Genomic DNA, 21,703 nt, shown 5'->3' on the forward strand with positions numbered 1-21,703 from the left:
AAAAATGAGCAATACAAATTTACAAGATTATTCGCACAAACGATTTAATATTCTTACAGGAGAATGGGTTTTAGTTTCACCACACAGAGCTAAAAGACCTTGGCAAGGACAAAATGAAGAAGTTAATAATGAAAAAAGACCAACACATGACGAATCTTGTTATTTATGTGCTGGAAACACAAGAATTAATGGAGAAGTAAATCCAGATTATAAAGACGTTTTTGTTTTTACAAACGATTTTGCTGCTTTACAAAATGATTCACCAACGTTTAACGTAAACGACGGACTTTTAAAAGCACAAAGTGAAACAGGTATTTGTAAAGTAATATGTTTTAGTCCAGATCACTCAAAAAGTTTGGCAGACATGTCTGCTACAGAAATTCAGAAAGTTGTTTTTGCATGGCAAAGAGAATTTAAAGAATTATCTAAAAACCCAAACATCAACTATGTTCAAATATTTGAGAACAAAGGCGCTGTAATGGGCTGTAGTAATCCACATCCTCACGGGCAAATATGGAGTCAATCTTCTTTACCAAATGAAGTTGATAAGAAAAACACGCAACAATTAAACTACTTTAACAAAAATAACAGTAGTTTATTGGGCGATTATTTAGCGCAAGAATTAGAAAAAAAAGAACGTATTATTTTCGAAAATGATGGTTTTGTTGTGTTAGTTCCTTTTTGGGCTATTTGGCCTTTCGAAGCAATGATTGTTCCTAAAAGACCTTTGGCGACTATCTTAAAGATGACAGAAGCGGAAACGTTACAATACGGAGAAGCAATTTCGGTATTAACAAAAGCGTATGACAAGATCTTTAATACTTCTTTCCCGTATTCTAGCGGAATTCATCAAGCGCCAACGGATGGCAATGAAAACAACCATTGGCATTTTCACATGAGTTTTTATCCGCCTTTATTAAGAAGCGCATCTGTAAAGAAATTTATGGTTGGTTATGAAATGTTTGGAACGCCACAAAGAGATATTACTGCAGAACAAGCAGTAAAAATGATTAAAGACTGTTTGTAACATTTACAAACTTTTAAAAATTAAAAAATCATCTAAAAAGTAATTTTTAGATGATTTTTTGGTTTTAAAATGCAACAGCTTCTTACAATCGACATTTAGATTATTTAGCCTTAATTATTACAGAATAAACTTTTCTTACTTGAAAATTTCATGAACAATATTCTATATAATTACCTTTATAAATCATCAGTCTAAACATTTCTGCTTTACATAAAGGATGCACATCTTTTTAGTATTCTTTATTATCTAAATAGATTACAAAATTATTTTAATTTGCTCTTCTTTCTTTTAATTCTGCTTCTAATTTAACTTCCATTTTTTTATCTATTTCATAGAAAAAAAGGAGTGCAACTGCTAATAAAAAAGGAATTGCAGGATAGATACTCACTAACATTTTTGTTCCTAAAATTGCACTTTCTGCTTGTACTGTGTCACTTTGTGGTATATAGTTATAAAGTCCTAAAATCCATGTTAATAATGCACTACCAATACTTAGACCACCTTTTAAACCAACCATCATAGCAGAAAAAATAATTGCCGTTGCTCTACGGTTTGTTTTCCATTCAGAAAAATCGGCAACATCTGCAATCATTGCCCAAAGCAGTGGTATGGTAATTCCGTAGAAAAAACCATGTAGAATTTGAGATGCAAACATAAATTCGACAGATTTTGGTGAGAAGAAATAAAAGAAAATGATGAATAATGTAGATATGAATAAGAATATTTTAAAAATATCTCTTTTACCATATTTATCAGCTAATCGTTTAGATAAACCAATACCAACAATCATAAAAATAATACCGCCGGCATTAAATAATCCAAAACCAGCTGAAACAGGGTCTTCACCAAAGAAATTAACCCCAATACTAGATAAGAAATCTAAAATAGGACTTATAAAGCTTGTCAATCTCTCTTCATCTACATAATTCTTAAAATAATACACATAAGAACCACCTTTCATAGCAAGTGTTACAAAAACTAACGTTGTAACGGTTAATATTATTACCCATGGTTTGTTCTTAAATAAATCGGATAAATCTTCTTTAACACTAGATTTTTGTTCTGGTTTTGGTACAATACGTTCTCGGGTAGTAAAAAATGTTATCAATAACATAATAGTACCAATAATTGCTAACCAAGTCATAACAATTTCTATACCTACAGCCTTATCACCTTCTCCTACAGATTCAATAATTGGTAACATAAACACTTGCACAAAAAATTGAGCAAACATTACCGCTACAAAACGATAAGCAGAAATACTATTTCGTTCTCCCATATCGCCAGTAATAACACCACTTAAAGCAGAATAAGGTAGGTTGTTGGCAGCATATAGTAATAATAATAACGTATAAGTTATTACTGCATAAATTATTTTTCCTCTATATTCAAAATCTGGTGTACTAAATGCTAAGAGCGCCACTATACCAAGAGGTATTGCTGTAAATAAAATCCATGGTCTAAACTTTCCCCATTTAGAAGTTGTTCTGTCTGCAATGGCACCAATAATAGGATTAAAGCCAAAGGCGGCAATAAGACCTACAGTTAACATAATAGCAGAAGCATGGTTTGCTTCTAATCCATAAATGTCTGTATAAAAAAAAGCCAAATACGTTACAAGTGTTTGAAACACTAAATTGGCTGCTAAATCACCTAAACTGTAACCAATTTTTTCTCCTACTGATAATTTCTGCGAAATTGACTTCATAATTTAAAAATTGGTTTATTTTTTTATAGAGATTACATTTTGATATACATCTTTAGGTTGATTATTTCTATCAAACAATAATGGATAATTTGTTCTACCTTTTATAGGCCAATCATTTAACCATGAATTACCATCATTTACACCCCAAAAAGTAACTCTTTCAATTTTATCTTTATGCTTTAAAAACAAATTAAAAACAGCCTCATAACGAGTTGCTAATTTTTGTTTTGCCTCTTCTGTTAATCCGTCTTTATAAGGGTTAAATATAGGATCATTTTTATAACGATCGTAGTTTTGCTCTATAGCTGCTCCGTTTAATCCCTTTGGTTTCTTTAAAACTGTAATGTCTAATTCTGTAAATGAAACCTTTACACCTAATTCTGAATAAGCTAAAATACTATTCTCAATATCTTCAATACTTGGTCCATCTAAACTCCAATGCGCTTGCATACCAACGCCATCTATTTTAATACCTTTTTCTTGTAAGTTTTTTACAATTCTAATAACTCCTTTTCTTTTTTCTGGCTTCCAAAGATTGTAATCATTATACACTAATTTTGCATCTGGAGCAGCTTCTGAAGCTGTTTTAAATGCTAATTCTAAATAACTTTCACCTTTAAAAACATTGTAAAAATGAGAAGTTCTTGGAGAACCATCTTCATTTAAAGCTTCATTAACAACATCCCAAGCATTTATTTTACCTTTATATCTACCTGCAATTGTATTTATGTGTGTTTTTATGTGATTTTCTAAATCTTCTTTTTTAGTAATTTTACTCACATAAGGAGATAATTGACTATGCCACAACAATGTATGGCCAATAGTGTATAAATTATTTTTTTGCCCAAAAGCAACATAGGCATCAGCTATATCAAAGAAATATTCATTTTCCTTCGGATGAATTCCCTCCCATTTCAAGTCGTTTTCTGGCGTAATTGAATTAAATTCTCTATTTATTAAAGCCACACCAATAGAATCTGTTTCTTTTATATGGGCAGAATTAATTGCTGCACCTATTAAAAAATCGCCATTAAAGGTACTTTTTAATGAAGCTTTAATTTCTTCTTTTTCTTGTGTAACTTCTTTTTCTTGTGCTGCTTCTTTTTTTAGTTCTTTACAGCTTAAAAAACAAACTGATGCGCAAATTAAAATTGATTTTATTTGTTTGATCATAATTCTTATTTATATATTTATATTGTGGTTAGTTTTGGTTTTCTTGTTTCAAAATCTAAATAATCTACAACACCTAATGTTGTTTTAAAAGGCTTAAAAATTATCTAATTTATGTTAATCAGATAAAGGTCTACCTAGAGCTATTAACTCATCACTATAAGCACATTTATGTCTTGCTGTAAAAATTATTTTATTAGTAGGTCACTCTTTTGGTTTCGGTACACAAGTAAATAATAGCAATATACTATAACTAGATTATTTAATTATATTATTCTTAAGTCCAAAATATTAGGTATTTCATCTAACAAAACTTGTTTACCATCTGCTCTTGCGGATTCATAAATTTTTTCGATAATGTATAAATCACGTAATCCCATTTCACCAGAAACAATACTTTCAGTATCATTTAAAATATTTAAAGCAAAAGCATCAATTTGAAATGCTTGCTGATTTACATTTTCTATTTCTATTGGACCATTTGGTGTTTTACCTTTTAATTCACCATAGGTAAATGAAGGGTTTAATTCTATATTCCCTTTTTCTGTAGTTGCGGTTATATAACAATAAAATTCTTCTTCATAAGAAGTTTTACACAACGCTTTTCCTGATGGAAACGTCATTTCCCATTCTAAACTTCCTTCAATATTTTGTTTGTTAAAAAAATCGGTGTCTTTGGTGGTGTCTTTTGCCCATAAAGATGTAGGTAATTCTCCAAACATATAGATTGCAGATTGTAATACATAAATTCCTAAATCCATTAAAGGTCCTCCGCCAGCTAACTCTTTTTGCAATCTCCATTTTTCAGGATCTTTTAAAGTAAATGCAAAACCAGCTTCAGTATCCATTTTTCCAAAAACTTTATTTTGCCCAAGTTCCATTAAATAACCATTAATAGGATCGAAATGTAATCTGTAACCAATAGATAATTTTACATTTGCTTTGTTACAGCTATCAATCATTTTTTGACAATCTTCTGCAGAAGTTGCCATCGGTTTTTCGCAAATTACATGTTTACCAGCTTCTGCTGCTCTAATAGTAAATTCTGCATGCATACTATTTGGTAAAACAATATATACGATGTCTATATCATCATTATTTACAATATCATCAAAATTAGTATAGTTGTAAATATTTTCTTTTTTGATGTTGTATTTTTTTGCCCAAATATCTTCTTTTTCTTTGGTACCAGTAACAATTGCAGACAGATAAGAGTGCTTTATTTCTAATAAAGCTGGCGCTAATTGTGTTGTAGAATAAGAGCCCAAGCCAACTAAAGCGATCCCAAGTTTTTTGGTTTTTGCTGGAGTTGTACACCCTTGTAATAGCTGTATTTGAGATGCAAATATTGCAATACCAGAAGATGCTGCTAAAAGCTGTTTAATAAAAATTTTTCTTTTCATATTTAAAGTGTTCTATTTTTTAATTTTTGATATATTAAAATTTAGTGATTTTAAAATTAATTCTAATCATTAGCGCACTTTACTAACAAATGATTAACGAATACATTAAAGTTATAAATATTGGTAGCAATATAATTCTCTTCAGATACTAACATCGTTAAAGAAATTTGATTTTTAACTACTTTACAAAAAACGTTACATTACAGTTGATGAGTTCTCTTACCAAAAAATGCCATCATGAGCTCCCAAAAAAAGTTACGCTCTCAATTTTATCTTTGTTTTATTTATAAAATTTGCTTTAAAAATATATTATTTAGCATATCGAACTCCTTGTACATTCATTTCTAAAGTATAAACGGCATCCATCGCTGTTATAAAAAGTGTTTTTTGATTTTTCCCTCCAAAAGTTACATTGGCAGTCCAACCTTCTGGCACTGCAATATGTTCTATTTTTTTTCCTTCAGAATTAAAAACCGTTATACCATCTCCTGCTAAATAGACGTTCCCTAAATTATCTATTGTCATTCCATCAGAAATCATGTCTGTAAATAATTTTCTATGGGTTAAACTCCCATTTTCTTCAATCGTAAAAACATAGGTTTTCTTATCTCCATGATCTGAAACATAAAGTGTTTTTCCATCTTTAGAACCAATTACTCCATTTGGTTGTACATAATTGTCATTAGATACAACAATCGATTTATCTGCATTTGGGGCTAAATAATACACTCTATTTTCTTTTTGTTGTGGTTCTTTATGAGACCACCAGTCACGTTGATAATAAGGGTCTGTAAAATAAATACCTCCTTTACTATCTACCCAAAGATCATTAGGGCCGTTCAATTTATTTCCTTCAAATTTGCTTACAAGTACAGTAACTTTTTTATCTGAATTGATACTCCATAATTCGTTTTTTTCATCAGCTGCAGATAATAGATTTCCTTGGTTATCAAAATAAAGTCCGTTAGAACGACCAGAAGGTTTCAGATATTGAGAAATAGTGTTAGTCGTGGCATTCCATTTTAAAATTTGATCATTAGGCTGATCCGTAAAATAGACATTCCCTTCTTTGTCTGATGCTGGTCCTTCTGTAAATTCAAAATCATCAGAAACCAAAGTTAACTTAGCGCCTTCTGCAATTATTTTTGGAATTGTCTTTTCTTGTTTTTTTACAGAGCAAGCTGTAAAAGCAAACACAGAAATTAGCGAAAATAAAATTACTTTTTTCATAATTATTCTTTATTATTTAATAAACAGTATATACCTTCTAAAAGGTGTTTTATATAATTATCTCTTTAAGAGCTTCAGATTTATGCATTAATGAAGTATAGAAAACTTTCCCTACATCAAACTTATAATTCTAAGCTACTTTTCCTATTTTTTATTAGTAAATAATACACTAATGAGATGCTATATATACAACAGCTAATTGCAGTTTTTTTTTACTAATTCATCTATCTTTTTTTTACAATGTAAGTGTTACTATTTTTATGTACACCTAAATTTTTCAACCTTATTAATTAAACCTAAGAGAAAGACTAATACTCATACAACCTCAGTTTCTGTAATTATACTCTTAATTTGTAATTTTTCCTCCTTAAATTTATCACAATAAAAACCAAATATAGAAAGTTGAGTTACCTATGAGTGAAACAAGCAACGCATCAGGTGGTAATTTTGTTGCTTTTTAGGTTAAAAAAACACTAATACATTATAAGAGGTAGTATAAATGTTTTTTAAAGATAAGTTTAGCTTTCTGAAATATCACTATCTTTTATTTCAATTTCTTCTGGTAATACTCTAAAATGTGCTTAAAAATATTTTGTAAAATAAGAAGAAGAATAAAAATTTACTCTATAAAATACTTCATTTAAATAAGTAGAACCTGTTACTAAAATAAGATAGTCGTTTATTGGTTAATTCTTTATCTATAGAACTTGTATTCATGTTTATTTTGACACTACCTACTTCACTAAAATATTTATAAAAAACTAATTTTCACTTCTTATTAGTTGCAATAATCTTAAAAAAGTAATCTCATATCAAAAGGGATTATTATGTAAGTATGTTCTATTCCTTCTATTTCTATTATCTATTCTAAACCTTTCAATCAACCTCTAATATGTTACCTAGAACCAAAAAACCTCAGCTATAAAGCTGAGGTTTTCTCTTATTGTACAGGCGGAGAGACTCGAACTCTCACACCTCGCGGCACTAGATCCTAAGTCTAGCGTGTCTACCAATTCCACCACGCCTGCAACTTTTCCCATTTAATTGGGCTGCAAATATAAACATTCCTTGCAAACTGCAAAGCAGTTCATAATAATTTTTCTACTTTTGATGAAGAAATAAAAAAAACATTTTATGAATACCATTCAATCTTACATAAAAAACAACAAACAACGCTTCTTAAATGAATTAATAGAACTCCTTAAAATCCCTTCTGTAAGTGCAGATTCGGCATATAAAAAGGATGTTTTATTAACCGCAGATTTTGTTTTAGAAAGTTTAAAAAAAGCAGGTTGTGACAACGTAGAAATGTGCGAAACTCCCGGATATCCTATTATTTATGGAGAAAAAATCATCGATAAGAGCTTACCAACCGTATTAGTTTATGGTCATTATGATGTGCAACCGGCAGATCCAATAGAACTTTGGACCTCTCCTCCATTTGAGCCAGTTATTAAAAATACAGAAATTCATCCAGAAGGCGCAATTTTTGCAAGAGGTGCGTGCGATGATAAAGGACAAATGTACATGCACGTAAAAGCATTAGAATACATGACATCTACCGGAAACTTACCTTGTAACGTAAAGTTTATGATTGAAGGAGAAGAAGAAGTAGGTTCAGAAAGTTTGGCATGGTTTGTACCAAGAAATACAGAAAAACTAGCCAATGATGTTATTATAATATCAGATACAGGAATGATTGCCAACGATATTCCTTCAATCACAACAGGTTTACGTGGTTTAAGTTACGTAGAAGTAGAAGTTACAGGGCCAAACAGAGATTTACATTCTGGTTTATACGGAGGCGCAGTTGCAAATCCTATCAATATTTTAACCAAAATGATTGCCTCTTTACACGACGAGAACAACCACATTACAATTCCTGGTTTTTACGATAATGTAGAAGAATTATCTACAGAAGAAAGAGCAGAAATGGCAAAAGCACCTTTTTCTTTAGAGAAATATAAAGATGCTTTAAAAATTGACGATGTACACGGAGAAGCAGGCTATTCTACCAACGAGCGCAACGCAATTAGACCAACTTTAGACGTAAACGGAATTTGGGGTGGTTATACTGGCGAAGGCGCAAAAACAGTAATTGCGAGTAAAGCATTTGCTAAAATTTCTATGCGTTTAGTGCCGAATCAAGATTGGAAAGAAATTACAGAGTTATTCAAAAAACACTTTGAAAGCATTGCTCCTAAATCGGTAACAGTTCTTGTAAAACCGCATCATGGCGGACAAGGTTATGTAACTCCAATAGACAATATTGCGTATAAAGCTGCTAGTAAAGCTTATGAAACTAGCTTCGGAAAAACACCTATTCCTCAAAGAAGCGGTGGTAGTATCCCTATCGTTGCCCTATTTGAGCAGCACTTAAAAAGTAAGACTATTTTAATGGGCTTCGGGTTAGATTCTGACGCCATTCACTCGCCAAACGAACATTTTGGGGTTTGGAATTACCTAAAAGGGATTGAAACCATTCCGTATTTCTATAAATATTTTACAGAAATGAATCAATAAAATAACAAATCCGTTCAGCAATGAGCGGATTTTTTTTAGGGCATTCCCCAATTATTTGAAAAAAATAATTGCGTCAGGCTTTCCGTACTCGCTTTTTTTCTGAAAAAGAAAAAAGAGCTCAAACAACTACTGCAATCCTTAATGCAAATGTACTTGCCTACTTTAAGTAAAACTAGAAACCTTTTTATTATTTACAAACCTCAAAGGTTTTAAAAACCTTTGAGGTTTAATACTTCATAAAAATTTTTTTAACTCTACACTTGTAGAATACAATTTTTTATTCTATGTTTGTAGAGTAAAATAAAAGACCATGCAATTATCTAAAACCGAAGAACAATTAATGCAATATTTATGGAAACGTAAAAAAGCATTTTTAAAAGAATTGTTAACAGATTTTCCAGAACCAAAACCAGCAACAACAACCGTTGCCACTTTATTAAAGAGAATTGCAGACAAAGGGTTTATCGATTATACTTTATTCGGAAAATCGAGAGAATATTTTCCAATAATTAAAAAAACAGATTACTTCTCTAAACACGTAAACGGCCTGATTAAAAATTTCTTTAATAACTCTGCTAGTCAGTTTGCATCGTTTTTCACTAAAGAAACCAACCTTTCTACAGAAGAGCTAGAAGATTTAAAAAAGATAATTGACAGTCAAATTAAAAAACAACAACAATGATTCTCTATCTACTAAAATCCGCAAGTTGTTTGGCATTATTACTTTTCTTTTATCATTTTATATTAGAAAAGGAAAAAATGCACACGTTTAATCGTTTTTATCTTTTAATAGGTATTATTGTTTCTTTTTTAGTTCCATTAGCAACAATTACGGTTCAGGCTAAAAATATTTTAGAAACCAACGGAGAGCCTATTTTCATGGGAAATACTGCCTTTGCAACAATTCACGACACTTTTAATTACAGTCAGTTATTAATTGGTGTTTATTTAATTGTATCAACCTTATTTTTAATTCGATTTGTAAAAAACTTTACAAAGATTATTCAAAAAATAAGAAAAAACAAAACTATAAAATATCAAAAAGGAGTACTTGTATTGGTGGAGGATGAAATACTACCTCACACTTTCTGGAATTTCATTTTTATCAATAAAAAAGACTACAATGAAGGAAAAATTGAAGAAGAGCTTTTTACACATGAACTAACGCATGTAACGCAAAAACACACCTTAGATGTTCTAGTAATTGAGCTACTACAAATTATATTTTGGATAAACCCATTATTTATCTTCTTAAAAAAAGCAATACAATTAAATCACGAATTTTTAGCCGACCAAAAGGTTATCAATCAACATAAAAACACCAATAAATACCAGCACTTATTATTAAACAAAGCTGCTTGGAACAACGAATATTACTTGGCCAGTAATTTGAATTATTCACTCACTAAAAAAAGATTAAAAATGATGACAAAACAAAGTTCACAAACTAAAATTTTATTAAAACAACTCTCAGTAATTCCGTTGTTAGTTGGCTTCCTTTTCTTATTTGCAGAACGTGTACAAGCACAAGAAAAAGCAAAAGACAAAATAGTTATAGAATATAATTCTTTAGCTAAAAAAGTAAAATCTAAAGATAATGCCGTTACAAAAAAAGAAGATATAGAAAAGTTAGAAAAACTATATGTACAATTAAGCGAGTCTCAGAAAAAAACAGCAGCACCATTTCCTTTTACATCTATAAAAGAAAAAAATAAGGAGGAACCAATTTTTTATTTAAACGGAGAAGTTACCTCTAAAAAAGAAGTGGACAAAATAAACGCGGATAATATAGAAAGTGTAAACGTTACTAAAAAAGAAAACGGAAGTTCTACGGTCTCTATTAAAAAGAAAAAAGAACCTATTTATTACTTAGACGGAAAACGCATTTCTAAAAAAGAAATGAAAGAAGTAAAGCCAGACACTATAGAAAGTGTAAACGTAGAAAAAAATAAAGATGGTGGTGGCTCAATTTATATTACGAGTAAAAAAGAATAAAACTACACTATAGAAACTAAAAAAACCTCGAAATTTTCGAGGTTTTTTTTATGTTTCTAAATAATGATAAAGTAAATTTAAAACTCTTTTTAGTTCGCAAAAAAGTGCGTTAGCGATTGAAACGGCATCCTTTTTTGAGGTACGAAAAAAAGATATAGTGCAAAGCGCGACCTGCAAGGAAACGCCCAACTTCTCGATACAATTTTCTTTCAGAAAATCACTCGAAGTAACAACCTACTCCTTTTCTGCCATTTTCTTAACGTAATCTGTAATAATTACAATCTGAGTTGGTCCTACTTTACCTTCTATAAACTTAGCATTTTCATGATCTAAAGATATTCTACGTACCGCAGTTCCTTGTTTAGCAACCAAGCTAGATCCTTTTACTTTTAAATCTTTTATTAAAACTACAGAATCTCCAGCCTCTAAAATTGCGCCGTTTGCATCTCTGTGAATTATCTTTTCGCTATCATCTAAATGATCTCCAGATTCTTTAGCAAAACGTAAATCGTCATCTTCTAAATACATCATGTCTAGTAAATCTTTTGGCCAACCTTCGTTTCTTAAACGAGAAAGCATTCTCCAAGCAACCACTTTTACAGCTCTATGTTCAGACCACATAGAATCGTTTAAACAACGCCAATGGTTTGGTTCTGTTTGGTCTGCATTGTCAATTTGAGTTCTACAAGTTTCACAAGCTAGCAAGCTTCCATCTACTCCACTACCCCCAACTGTTGATGTTGGTTTAACTTCGTAAATTGCTAAATTATCTGTTGATGTACATAATTCACACTTATTTCCACTTCTATTTTCTAAATCTTGTTGTAAACTCATAATATAATTTTAGTTAGGCAAAAGTACATTTTTAAATGAAAAATGCTAATTAATTACCAAAGAAGTATCCTAAAAATTAAGAATTTGATAAAATTTTAACTCGAAGCTATTTCCTGCTTTCACTACTTGCTTTTTTTAGCCAAAAAAAGGCTAAAAAAGAGCTCAAACAGACCGTTTTATCAGGGCTAAACTTGTTTGCGAGCGTATTTTCTATTTCCACAACAAATTGTCACTTCGAAGAATGAGAAGTCACATAACAGAGAAAAGCCCAAACCAATCAACTTTATGAGATTTCTCCTATCGTCGAAATGACAATCAGACTTAAAAACTTTGTTCCTTTGAAACATTGAATCTTTGTTACTTTTAAACCTCTAAAAAACCTCTAAAGAAGTAAATTTAAAAGACGTTCCATCAAATAAACCTTTATCCGACAATTTTAACGCAGGAATTACCAACAACGCCATAAAAGATAAACTCATATAAGGCGCACGTAATTTACTGCCCATTTCTTTTGCCATTGCATCTAATTCTGCATACGCTTTACCAATAACCTCAGCAGGTTTATCAGACATAATTCCGGCAACTGGTAACGAAACAATTTTTTCTTCGGTGTCGTTTACAGCACAAACTCCACCGCTATTTTCTATGATTAAATTAACCGCTTTACAAATAGCTTCGTCTGAAACTCCGATGGCAATAATATTATGAGAATCGTGCCCAACAGAACTTGCAATAGCACCTTCTTTTAATCCGAAGTTTTTAATAAAAGCAATTGCAGGCACATCATTTTTATAACGATTAACAACTGTCATTTTTAAAACATCGGTTTTAGTGTTTGATACTAAATTTCCATCAACAATTAAAGCATCTGCTTCAATCTGGTTGGTTACCAATTCGCCATCTAAAGCTTCTATGACTCTTATTTTTTCTGCAGAAGATTCAAATCTAAAATCTGAAACTTCTTTTTTATCTGTATTAAAGTTATTCAACACTTCAAAATCTACCTGTTTTACAAAAGATTCGCCATTTTTAGCGACTAATTCTCCGTTAATATAGGTTTCTAAAACATTGAATTTTTCTAAACTATCAACTATAACAAAATCTGCATCGTCTCCTTTTTGTAATAAACCAACATCTAGATTGTAGTGTTTTACAGGATTTACACAAGCTGCTTGCAATACTTTAAAAACATCAACTCCTTTGGCAACGGCTCTTTCACACAACTGATTGATATGCCCCAACAATAAATCATCTGGATGTTTATCGTCTGAACAAAACATCATATTCTCGAAATGTTCTGGTAATAAACCGATTAAAGCTTCGAAGTTTTTTGCTGCAGAACCTTCTCTAATAATTACCTTCATACCTTTTTGCAGCTTTTCTAAAGCTTCATCAAAAGAAAAACATTCGTGGTCTGTAGAAATTCCGGCTGCAATATATTTTGTAGCATCATCGCCTCTTAAACCTGGCGCATGACCATCAATTGGTTTGTTGTTGTTTTTTGCGTGTTCAATCTTAGCTAAAACCTCAGCATCATCAAATAAAACTCCGGGATAATTCATCATTTCTGCCAGATATTTAATATCCGGGTTTTCCATCATCAATTTAATATCATCAGCATCTATAATTGCTCCGGCACTTTCAAAAGACGTTGCAGGCACACAACTTGGAGCGCCAAAATTGAATTTCAACGGAACTTTCTTTCCGTTTTCAATCATAAAATCAACTCCTTTTACACCTAAAACATTGGCAATTTCATGTGGGTCGGAAACGGTTGCAACTGTACCATGTTTTACGGCAATTTTCGCAAATTCAGATGGAACCAACATAGAGCTTTCTATGTGAATATGTGCGTCTATAAAACCGGGTAAAATGTAGTTTTCTTCGTTGTGATTTACTTCTTTTACAGATAATATTTTTCCGTTTATAATTTCAACTTCTCCTTTGTAAATTCTTTTGTTTAGTATGTCAACGATGTTTCCTTGTACAATCATTTTTTAATTGAGTTTTAATTGAAAATGTTCTCGACACAAAATTTCAGAAAAAGAAATTTCACTCGAACTGACAGTCACTATTATCAATTCTTATGAACGGACTGTCACACTAAGTGTTTTATTTGCAAAACTGAATCGAGATGTTCAAAAACAAATTTACAAAGAATTAAAGGCGATTTAAAGTTTATTTGGGATAGATTACTTGATGCAACGGAATATCAAAATCGTTGGAATCCTCAATCTGGTAAATAGGCTTAAAATAATTGATTCCAATAAATTTTGCTTCTTCTTTACAGTTGGATAAAAAACGATCGTAAAATCCTTTTCCGTAACCAACTCTGTAATTTAATTCATCAGAAATTAACAACGGAACAAAAACTAAATCGAGCTCTTTTTCATCTACTTGTTCTGCATTTACGGGTTCTGGAACTCCAAATTTATTCAATTCTAAAACCGTATTTTCTTCTAAATAGAAATGAGAAAGTGTGTTGTCTTTAAAATTACAAGTACTTACAACGATTCTAATATTTCTACTTCTAAAAAAATTGATAATTGGTTGTGTGTCTATTTCTTTAAACTTTGTAAGAGACAAAAATAAGTGTACATTTTTAATACCGCCAATATCTAACTCATAAATTTGTTGATAGATATTTTGCTGAAAATCTATAATCTGATTTTCACTTAAATCTGTACGTTTTTGCTTATAAAGTTTTCTAAGTTCTTGTTTTTTCATTTTGATAAAATAATGGTTATTTTAAAACTTTATCCACCGTAATAATTCTAAAAGTATTCGAATTTACTGTAATTCTAATGTTGTGCTCTTTACTAGAAACGTAAAAGTTCTTTCCTTTTTTCAAGTAGTTTTCTACAGTAGTTTCTTCTAAAATATTTCTAATCAATTTTTCAGTTTCATCCTTAGAAAAAGCTGTTTTTAACTTTTTATTTATCCGTTGATAGACCAATTCGGTATAACAATGTTTTTCTAAAATCTCGTTTTTATTATTTTCCATCATTTTAGAAACTTATAATTCTTCTAGTTCTTTTTGAAGTTTTTTTGTCAATCCGCTTACCACCAAATCGTAAGAATGGTTAATTAATTCTTTTACGAAATTGTCTGGCACATCACTAGAATTTATAGAAACAGTGTTCCAATGTTTTTTATTCATATAAAAACCTGCAATAATCCCTTCGTATTCTTCTCTTAGTTCTATTGCTTTTTCTGGATTGCATTTTAGGTTGACTTTACTTTCTCCTTTTTCCCAATTATTTAATCCGGTAAGTAAAAACATTTTATCCATTACTTTAAAAACCAACGTAGATTCATCAAAAGGAAAATGCTCTGTTACTCCTTTCTTAGCAATACAAAAATCTCTTAATTGTTCTATGTGCATTAACTCTTCTTTTTAAATGTATTTTTTAATAAATTAAAAAGTATCTTTATCTATCAAATTTACAAATCTTTTTTTAATGGAAAATGAATTCTTAGACAATACAACCATAATTAGATATTCTGATGAGAATTACGAGAAAACCAAGTTTTCTGCCATATCAGAAATTGTTTTTTCTGATAATACAAAAACTACAAAATGGTTGAATACTTACGGAATTCAGTTTCATAATGTTTACAAAAGGGTTATCTATCAAAATAAATTAGACGATTTTTTAATTAAATTATTAAGTGATGAAGAACACCCGAATAAAGTTATTTTATTAGATAATTTATTTTTTGTAACCACGCGTGTTTTAATTACAGAAAGTAACAAATTAGACTCTGAACAAATGGTTTTTATTGTTTCCGCAGATTTTTTATGGTCTATTCAAGAAAAACAAGGTGATTATTTTAATTGGATTCGCGAGCGTTTAGAAGGAAATAAAGGAATTGTACGAAAGAAAAGAGCAGATTATTTGTTGTTTCTATTATTAGAATCTATTATTGACAATTACCAAGATACGTATTTAGAAAATGCCGAATTAAGCGCAGATAAATTAAACTCTACACATATAAAACCAACTCCAGAATTTACTTCTTTAGTTGAAAAAAGAAAGCAAGAATTATTCAATTTTAAGAAAGCCACTTTAAGTTTAAGAGACACCATAATAAAATTAGAAAAGATTGAAATTGAAGGTTTTGATGTAAAATATTTTAGTGAATTAAAAGAACAAACAAGTAATTTAATTTCTAATATAGATTTTGAGTTACAAGAATTAGAGAGTAAAATAAACTTAATATTTAGTATTCAAGGACATCGTTTAAACGAGGTAATGAAAACGCTTACTATTTTGTCTGTTATATTTATTCCATTAACTTTTTTAGCAGGAATTTACGGAATGAACTTTGAAAACATTCCTGAATTAAAGTCTAAATATGGCTATTTTATATTACTGGGTGTTATGGCAATAGTAACCATAGTTTCTGTTTGGTATTTTAAAAGAAAAAAGTGGTTTTAAGAAATAAGATTCACAAACATGACACACTGACTTTAACTTACTCCTACTTTTTAACCAATAGAATAAAAAAATAGACCCTTCAGGTTCTAAAAACCTGAAGGGTCCAATAATTTTAAATGTTATCTACTTTATAATTTTATACAAAATAGGCTTACTAGGCGTTGCATCATTTTCAAATGGTGCAATCATTAGGTTTAATAAATACTCACCATCTTCAACATCATTTGGTACGTATATAAATTCTGTAATGGTTGCATCCATTCTTAATTTACCTCCTGTATTCCAAAAAGCATTGTGAGATAAAAGCCTCCCTCCATCTTTCTCCTTATCCACTGAAGGTAAATCTATTAACAAGTGCTTTATCCCTTTTTCTCTTAAATAAATAGCTGCTTTTTCAGACAAATAAGTAGGATTCGTGTTAAAATATTTCATACTCTTTTTTTCCTCTAAATTAGGTAAAGTACGAATTACAACTGCATCACGCTTCTTATTCCCTAAAGCATGTTTTAATTGTTTAACTCCTATTAGAAAGTCTCCATTATGAAACAAAGGAGCAATAGTAACTACTTCTGCTAAAAAAATAAAATACTTTAAATGTTGATTAACAGAATGTACTTCTTTTGTAATATGCCCAACACATTCTGTATGTGTAATATGAGAATGCGGGTTAAAATGAATATTATTAAAGTTAACGACCGCTCCGTTTGCAACACTTACTTCATAGTCATCATATTTTTCTGGTTCTATCTTTGGGTCATCAATTCCCCAAGCATTTATATTATTTTTCTTAACATCTATAGCTATAGAAATATCTATAGGCTTAGAAATATTTATTTCTATTTTTCTGGAGTTATATTCTACTGTTGCTTTCATTTATGCTACAAATATTTCTTTATTAATTAAGCTGAATAACCTAGTTTACCATAAATAAATCTGAGGATATTCCGTCTGATAAAAACTTTCCTTTTTGGGTTGTTTTTAAAATTTGGTTTTCAATATACAATAATTCTTGCTCAATATATTTTTCAGATTGCTTTTCTAAATATTTAATATATTTTTCTCCGAAATCTGTTTTTATTTTATCAAAAGAAACTCCCCAAATGGTTCTTAAACCTGTCATAATATATTCATTATAACCATCCGTTTTTGTGAGTGTCTCTCTTTCTATTGGAAGCGTGTTTTGTTGAATCGCTTTTATATATTTCGCATTATTTCTTACATTCCAACTTCGTTGGGTTCCGTTAAAAGAATGTGCAGAAGGACCAATACCTAAATACGATTTACCCAACCAGTAAGAAGAATTATTCTGACTAAAAAAACCTTCTTTACCAAAGTTAGACAACTCGTAATGCACAAAATTTACTTTCGATAATTCTTCTATTAAAATATGAAATTGTTCCTCTGCTTTTTCATCATCTACGTTTTTAATTTCCCCTTTTTTAATCAACGTAGCTAAGGCTGTTTTTGGTTCTACCGTTAACGCATAACTAGATATATGTGGAATTCCGAAACTTAGTGCCGTTTGTATATTATCTCTCCACTCCTCATTAGTACAATCTGGAATTCCGTAAATTAAATCGACAGAAATATTCTTAAAGTAGCGAGTTGCAATTGTTAAGCTTTTTTTTGCTTCGGATGAATTATGCGCACGATTCATGAGTTTTAAATCTTTCTCGAAAAATGATTGCACGCCAATACTTAATCTATTTATTGGTGATTTAGATAGTTCAATTATTTTTTCTTCGGATAAATCATCTGGATTTGCCTCTAACGTAATTTCTGGATTCTCAATTACTGTATGATTTTTATACACAGCATCAATTAACAAATTAATTTCTTCTGTATTTAAAACAGACGGTGTTCCGCCTCCAAAATAAATAGTTTCTATAATGGTGTTTTCTAACTCGTCTTTTCTAATTTCTATCTCTTTAATTAAAGACGAAATCATATCTTCCTTTTTCTTTAACGAAGTAGAAAAATGAAAATCGCAATAAAAACATGCTTGCTTACAGAATGGTATGTGAATATATATTCCGGACATAAATTAGTTCTCAGTTTACAGTATCAGTTGGCAGAATTACTTGACACCAAATTTACCAGGATTATTAATCATATAATTTATTAATCTTCCTACTTCTAAATTTTCGGAAGCTAATTTTTCAAAAGTATTTTTATCAAAGTACTCACATTTTAAAGCAAACAATAACCAAGTGTAAGTTTCAGAATTTTCAGCATCCGAATCACTTAATTTACTAACAAAGTGCTTAGGATATTGTCTTTTTCTATAAGCTTCAGATATATTTGCAGAGACACTTCTATAAGATCTTCTTACTTGATCTGTAAGTGAATATTTTTCTTCTTTCGGAAATGATTTTGAAACCTCAAAAATATTCATTGCCAAAGAAAACGATTTTTTAAGAGCTAATAAATCTGTAAAACTCATAATTTTTATTTTTACTGATTACCACAACTGAACACTGCTACTGCTACTGCTACTGAAAACTAAACATTATTTCTTAACGCGTTTCTCATTCTGTTTAACGAATGAAGCCCAACCTGTATAATTCTTCCCTCCAACAACTTTTCCTGAATTGTAGAAATGACAAACTGCCGCCGCCAAACCATCTGTTGCATCTAAGTTTTTTGGTAATGTTTTTAAATTTAAAAGTGATTTTAACATCAGCGCGACTTGCTCTTTACTAGCGCTTCCACTTCCGGTAACTGCCATTTTTATTTTCTTTGGCAAATACTCTGTAATCGGAATTTCGCGAGACAAACCCGCAGCCATGGCAACTCCTTGTGCCCTACCCAACTTTAACATCGATTGTACATTCTTTCCAAAAAACGGAGCTTCAATAGCTATTTCATCAGGATTGTAAGTATCTATTAACTCAATAGTACGCTCAAAAATTAGTTTTAATTTTAGGTAGTGATCATCGTATTTCTGCAACATTAATTCATTCATCTGAATAAATTCCATCTTCTTACCAACAACTTTTATCAAACCAAAACCCATAATTGTAGTTCCCGGATCAATGCCTAAAATAATTTTTTCTATCGCCAAACTGGTAGATTGTTTTTGTTTTTATCACCAAAAATACTGATGATTATTTGTTACTTTGCAAACCATGTATAATTCGCTCTCATACAAATCTAAACAATTCTTTTGGTTGATAATAAAACTATCGATTGTAATTGGTTGCGGATATTTTATTTACACAAAACTGGTTGATAACGAACAGTTAAAATTCACTGTTTTTTATAAAAATTTAATAGAAAATGATATTTTTTCTATCAAAATCATATTTTTTCTATCTCTTCTCACATTTTTAAATTGGTTTTTAGAAATATTAAAATGGAAATCTCTTGTCGGTTTTGTAAAACAAATATCCTTTTTTGAAGCCACAAAACAATCTTTAGCTTCCTTAACAACTTCTTTAATTACACCCAATAGAATTGGAGAATACGGAGCAAAAGCACTTTATTTTAATAAGAAATATAGAAAGCAAATATTAGGTTTAAATTTGGTTGGTAACTTTTATCAAATGGTAATGACCTTATTTTTTGGAAGTATCGGCCTCTGTTATTTTGTTCTTAGTCATAAAATAAATGTTGATCTATATCAAATTTTTAAAATTTTACTTTTAGTATTTATTCTAATTCTTGTCTTATTTTTTCTACTAAAAAAACTTAACTTCAAAGGCTTTACTTTTGAAAAAGCAAGGAATTTTATAAAAAGTATACCGTTGACGCTAAATATAAAAGTTGCTATTTTATCATTGTTTCGGTTCTTAGTTTTCTCACATCAGTTTTACTTTTTATTACTCATTTTTAATGTTGATATTTCTTATGTTGATGCAATTTCGGCAATTAACTCCGTTTACTTGATAGCTTCTACAATACCAATGCTGTCATTATTTGATGTTATCTTAAAAGGATCTGTAGCTATTTGGATATTTTCGTTTTTAAATATAGAACCTCTTATCATTCTATCTACAACCACTTTAATGTGGATTTTAAATTTTGTACTACCCGCAATTATTGGTAGTTATTTTGTGTTAACTTTTAAACCTAGTTTTACAAAATGATTTGGTTCTTAATTTTCACATTTACTTCTTATGCAATTCTAATTGTTTGGTTAAGAATTGGCTTTAAAAAAGTTAAAGAATTTAAGGAAGTAGCAACAGTAAATAAAACCTCATTTTCAGTAATTATCCCTTTTAGAAATGAAGTTGAAAACCTACCTATTTTATTACAATCAATTGAGGAACTGAATTACCCAAAAGACTTGGTTGAATTTATTTTGGTTGATGATGCTTCTACTGATGACTCTGTTGAAATAATTCAACAATTTGTTATTTCGAACGAGGAACGAGGAGAAATCTCAAAAAGCAAACAAGTTCTCGATACAATTTCGAAAAAAAGGGAAATCACTCGAACTGACATTCGTATTATAAGAAACAATAGAACCTCCAACTCACCAAAAAAAGACGCCATTACAACAGCTATTTCTGAGGCAAAAAACAATTGGATTGTTACTTCAGATGCAGATTGTATTTTACCTGAAAATTGGTTAAAAAGCTTAGATATTTTTATTCAGAATAATAATGCAAAAATGGTAGTTGCTCCTGTAAACTATAAAGCTAAAAACAACTTTTTAGAGCAGTTTCAATTATTAGATTTTATGAGTATGCAAGGAACTACCATTGGTGGTTTTGGAATGGATTTTCCTTTTTTATGCAACGGTGCAAACTTTGCTTACAGAAAAGATGCTTTTCTACAACTAAACGGTTTTGAAGGCAACAACAATATTGCTAGCGGAGATGATGTTTTTCTGTTTGAAAAATTTATAATTGTTGATAAAAAAAGTGTTTTTTATTTAAAATCAGCAGCGGCTATTGTTACTACATTTCCTGTAAAAACATGGAGTGATTTAGTAAACCAAAGAACACGTTGGGCTGCAAAAACAGGTAATTTTAGTTCTTTAAAAGTAAAGCTAATTGGTTTATTGGTTTTACTCACCAACTTTGTTGTTGTTTACTATTTATTGCTTGGAAGCTTAGAAATGCTTTTTATTCCTTTTGTGTTAAAAGTAATTATTGATTTGTTTTTATTCTTGCCTACAATTCAGTTTTTTAAACAGGAAAAACACTTTTATAAATGGTATCTTTTTGCAAGCTTCTTGTATCCTTTTTTTAGCCTTCTCGTTATTTTTAAATCGCTCTTTTTTAAGTACAATTGGAAAGGAAGACGTTTTAAAAAGTAACTTCTACTTTAGGTAAATGAATATTTATTGCAAACAAGTTTAGCCCTGATTGAAGTAGCAACCTTTATATTCCCTGTTAAAAAATCGTCATTGCGAGGAACGAAG

General features: G+C 30.2%; 20 protein-coding genes and 1 tRNA gene. 7 read left to right on the forward strand and 14 right to left on the reverse strand.

The features are described 5' to 3' along the window. The first annotated feature begins 4 nt into the window (after window positions 1–4). Window positions 5–1,027: a UDP-glucose--hexose-1-phosphate uridylyltransferase gene (locus tag KV700_RS08760; RefSeq protein ID WP_218599790.1), complete on the forward strand. Its 1,023-nt coding sequence runs from the start codon at window positions 5–7 to the stop codon at window positions 1,025–1,027. A 268-nt stretch (window positions 1,028–1,295) separates the two neighbouring features. On the opposite strand, the gene KV700_RS08765 is transcribed toward KV700_RS08760, so the two are convergent. The 5 genes from KV700_RS08765 to KV700_RS08785 form a co-directional block, all read right to left on the reverse strand. Beyond that, window positions 1,296–2,735, reverse strand: coding sequence for an MFS transporter (locus KV700_RS08765; protein ID WP_218599791.1), 1,440 nt, complete (start codon window positions 2,733–2,735; stop codon window positions 1,296–1,298). Between the two features lie 15 nt (window positions 2,736–2,750). Then, complete coding sequence (locus KV700_RS08770) at window positions 2,751–3,908, reverse strand: endo-1,4-beta-xylanase (protein WP_218599792.1); 1,158 nt, start codon at window positions 3,906–3,908, stop codon at window positions 2,751–2,753. 263 nt (window positions 3,909–4,171) lie between these two features. After that, window positions 4,172–5,308, reverse strand: a complete 1,137-nt coding sequence (locus KV700_RS08775; RefSeq protein ID WP_166384276.1) for a Gfo/Idh/MocA family protein — start codon at window positions 5,306–5,308, stop codon at window positions 4,172–4,174. Window positions 5,309–5,617: 309 nt separating this feature from the next. After that, window positions 5,618–6,538, reverse strand: a complete 921-nt coding sequence (locus tag KV700_RS08780) for an SMP-30/gluconolactonase/LRE family protein (protein WP_166384274.1) — start codon at window positions 6,536–6,538, stop codon at window positions 5,618–5,620. Window positions 6,539–7,484: 946 nt separating this feature from the next. After that, window positions 7,485–7,566, reverse strand: a tRNA-Leu gene (locus KV700_RS08785). 106 nt (window positions 7,567–7,672) lie between these two features. Here KV700_RS08785 and KV700_RS08790 point away from each other — a divergent pair. The 3 genes from KV700_RS08790 to KV700_RS08800 all read left to right on the forward strand — a co-directional run bounded on the left by KV700_RS08790 (window position 7,673) and on the right by KV700_RS08800 (window position 11,056). Then, on the forward strand, window positions 7,673–9,061 hold the full coding sequence (locus KV700_RS08790) for a dipeptidase (RefSeq protein WP_218599793.1): 1,389 nt from the start codon (window positions 7,673–7,675) through the stop codon (window positions 9,059–9,061). Window positions 9,062–9,371: 310 nt separating this feature from the next. Then, window positions 9,372–9,743 carry a BlaI/MecI/CopY family transcriptional regulator gene (locus KV700_RS08795; protein ID WP_218597656.1) on the forward strand — a complete coding sequence of 124 codons (372 nt, stop codon included), beginning with the start codon at window positions 9,372–9,374 and terminating at the stop codon, window positions 9,741–9,743. Beyond that, the gene (locus KV700_RS08800; RefSeq protein ID WP_218597657.1) at window positions 9,740–11,056 is read left to right on the forward strand and encodes a M56 family metallopeptidase; all 1,317 of its coding nucleotides are present in this window, start codon (window positions 9,740–9,742) and stop codon (window positions 11,054–11,056) included. The genes KV700_RS08795 and KV700_RS08800 overlap by 4 nt, the downstream gene beginning before the upstream one ends. A 234-nt stretch (window positions 11,057–11,290) precedes the next feature. On the opposite strand, the gene KV700_RS08805 is transcribed toward KV700_RS08800, so the two are convergent. From KV700_RS08805 to KV700_RS08825, 5 genes are all read right to left on the reverse strand, one after another. Beyond that, a complete protein-coding gene (locus KV700_RS08805; protein ID WP_218597658.1) occupies window positions 11,291–11,890 on the reverse strand; it encodes an alkylphosphonate utilization protein in 600 nt (199 codons plus the stop codon). 371 nt (window positions 11,891–12,261) lie between these two features. Beyond that, the gene (gene ade, locus KV700_RS08810) at window positions 12,262–13,884 is read right to left on the reverse strand and encodes an adenine deaminase (RefSeq protein ID WP_218597659.1); all 1,623 of its coding nucleotides are present in this window, start codon (window positions 13,882–13,884) and stop codon (window positions 12,262–12,264) included. A gap of 184 nt (window positions 13,885–14,068) precedes the next feature. Further along, window positions 14,069–14,617, reverse strand: coding sequence for a 5-formyltetrahydrofolate cyclo-ligase (locus KV700_RS08815; RefSeq protein WP_218597660.1), 549 nt, complete (start codon window positions 14,615–14,617; stop codon window positions 14,069–14,071). Window positions 14,618–14,633: 16 nt separating this feature from the next. Beyond that, the gene (locus KV700_RS08820) at window positions 14,634–14,894 is read right to left on the reverse strand and encodes a DUF3781 domain-containing protein (protein WP_218597661.1); all 261 of its coding nucleotides are present in this window, start codon (window positions 14,892–14,894) and stop codon (window positions 14,634–14,636) included. A gap of 12 nt (window positions 14,895–14,906) precedes the next feature. Continuing rightward, a complete protein-coding gene (locus KV700_RS08825; protein ID WP_218597662.1) occupies window positions 14,907–15,275 on the reverse strand; it encodes an MmcQ/YjbR family DNA-binding protein in 369 nt (122 codons plus the stop codon). A gap of 76 nt (window positions 15,276–15,351) precedes the next feature. On the opposite strand from KV700_RS08825, the gene KV700_RS08830 reads away from it, so the two are divergent. Further along, window positions 15,352–16,332, forward strand: coding sequence for a CorA family divalent cation transporter (locus tag KV700_RS08830; protein ID WP_166384225.1), 981 nt, complete (start codon window positions 15,352–15,354; stop codon window positions 16,330–16,332). Between the two features lie 123 nt (window positions 16,333–16,455). Here KV700_RS08830 and KV700_RS08835 read toward each other — a convergent pair whose 3' ends face one another. The 4 genes from KV700_RS08835 to ruvC form a co-directional block, all read right to left on the reverse strand. Beyond that, window positions 16,456–17,205: a cyclase family protein gene (locus KV700_RS08835; RefSeq protein ID WP_218597663.1), complete on the reverse strand. Its 750-nt coding sequence runs from the start codon at window positions 17,203–17,205 to the stop codon at window positions 16,456–16,458. A 40-nt stretch (window positions 17,206–17,245) separates the two neighbouring features. After that, window positions 17,246–18,373, reverse strand: coding sequence for a radical SAM family heme chaperone HemW (gene hemW / locus KV700_RS08840; RefSeq protein WP_218597664.1), 1,128 nt, complete (start codon window positions 18,371–18,373; stop codon window positions 17,246–17,248). 36 nt (window positions 18,374–18,409) lie between these two features. Further along, entirely contained in the window at window positions 18,410–18,775 is a 366-nt protein-coding gene (locus KV700_RS08845) for a four helix bundle protein (RefSeq protein ID WP_166384219.1), read from the reverse strand. A gap of 66 nt (window positions 18,776–18,841) precedes the next feature. Further along, complete coding sequence (gene ruvC / locus KV700_RS08850) at window positions 18,842–19,396, reverse strand: crossover junction endodeoxyribonuclease RuvC (RefSeq protein WP_166384217.1); 555 nt, start codon at window positions 19,394–19,396, stop codon at window positions 18,842–18,844. Window positions 19,397–19,502: 106 nt separating this feature from the next. Between ruvC and KV700_RS08855 the strand changes: the two genes are divergently transcribed. Together KV700_RS08855 and KV700_RS08860 are read left to right on the forward strand one after the other, a co-directional pair. Continuing rightward, window positions 19,503–20,420, forward strand: a complete 918-nt coding sequence (locus KV700_RS08855) for a hypothetical protein (RefSeq protein WP_254712893.1) — start codon at window positions 19,503–19,505, stop codon at window positions 20,418–20,420. Further along, complete coding sequence (locus tag KV700_RS08860; RefSeq protein ID WP_218597666.1) at window positions 20,417–21,598, forward strand: glycosyltransferase; 1,182 nt, start codon at window positions 20,417–20,419, stop codon at window positions 21,596–21,598. The genes KV700_RS08855 and KV700_RS08860 overlap by 4 nt, the downstream gene beginning before the upstream one ends. Window positions 21,599–21,703 lie beyond the last annotated feature (105 nt).

Source organism: Polaribacter sp. NJDZ03 (assembly GCF_019263805.1).
Taxonomy (GTDB): Bacteria; Bacteroidota; Bacteroidia; order Flavobacteriales; family Flavobacteriaceae; genus Polaribacter.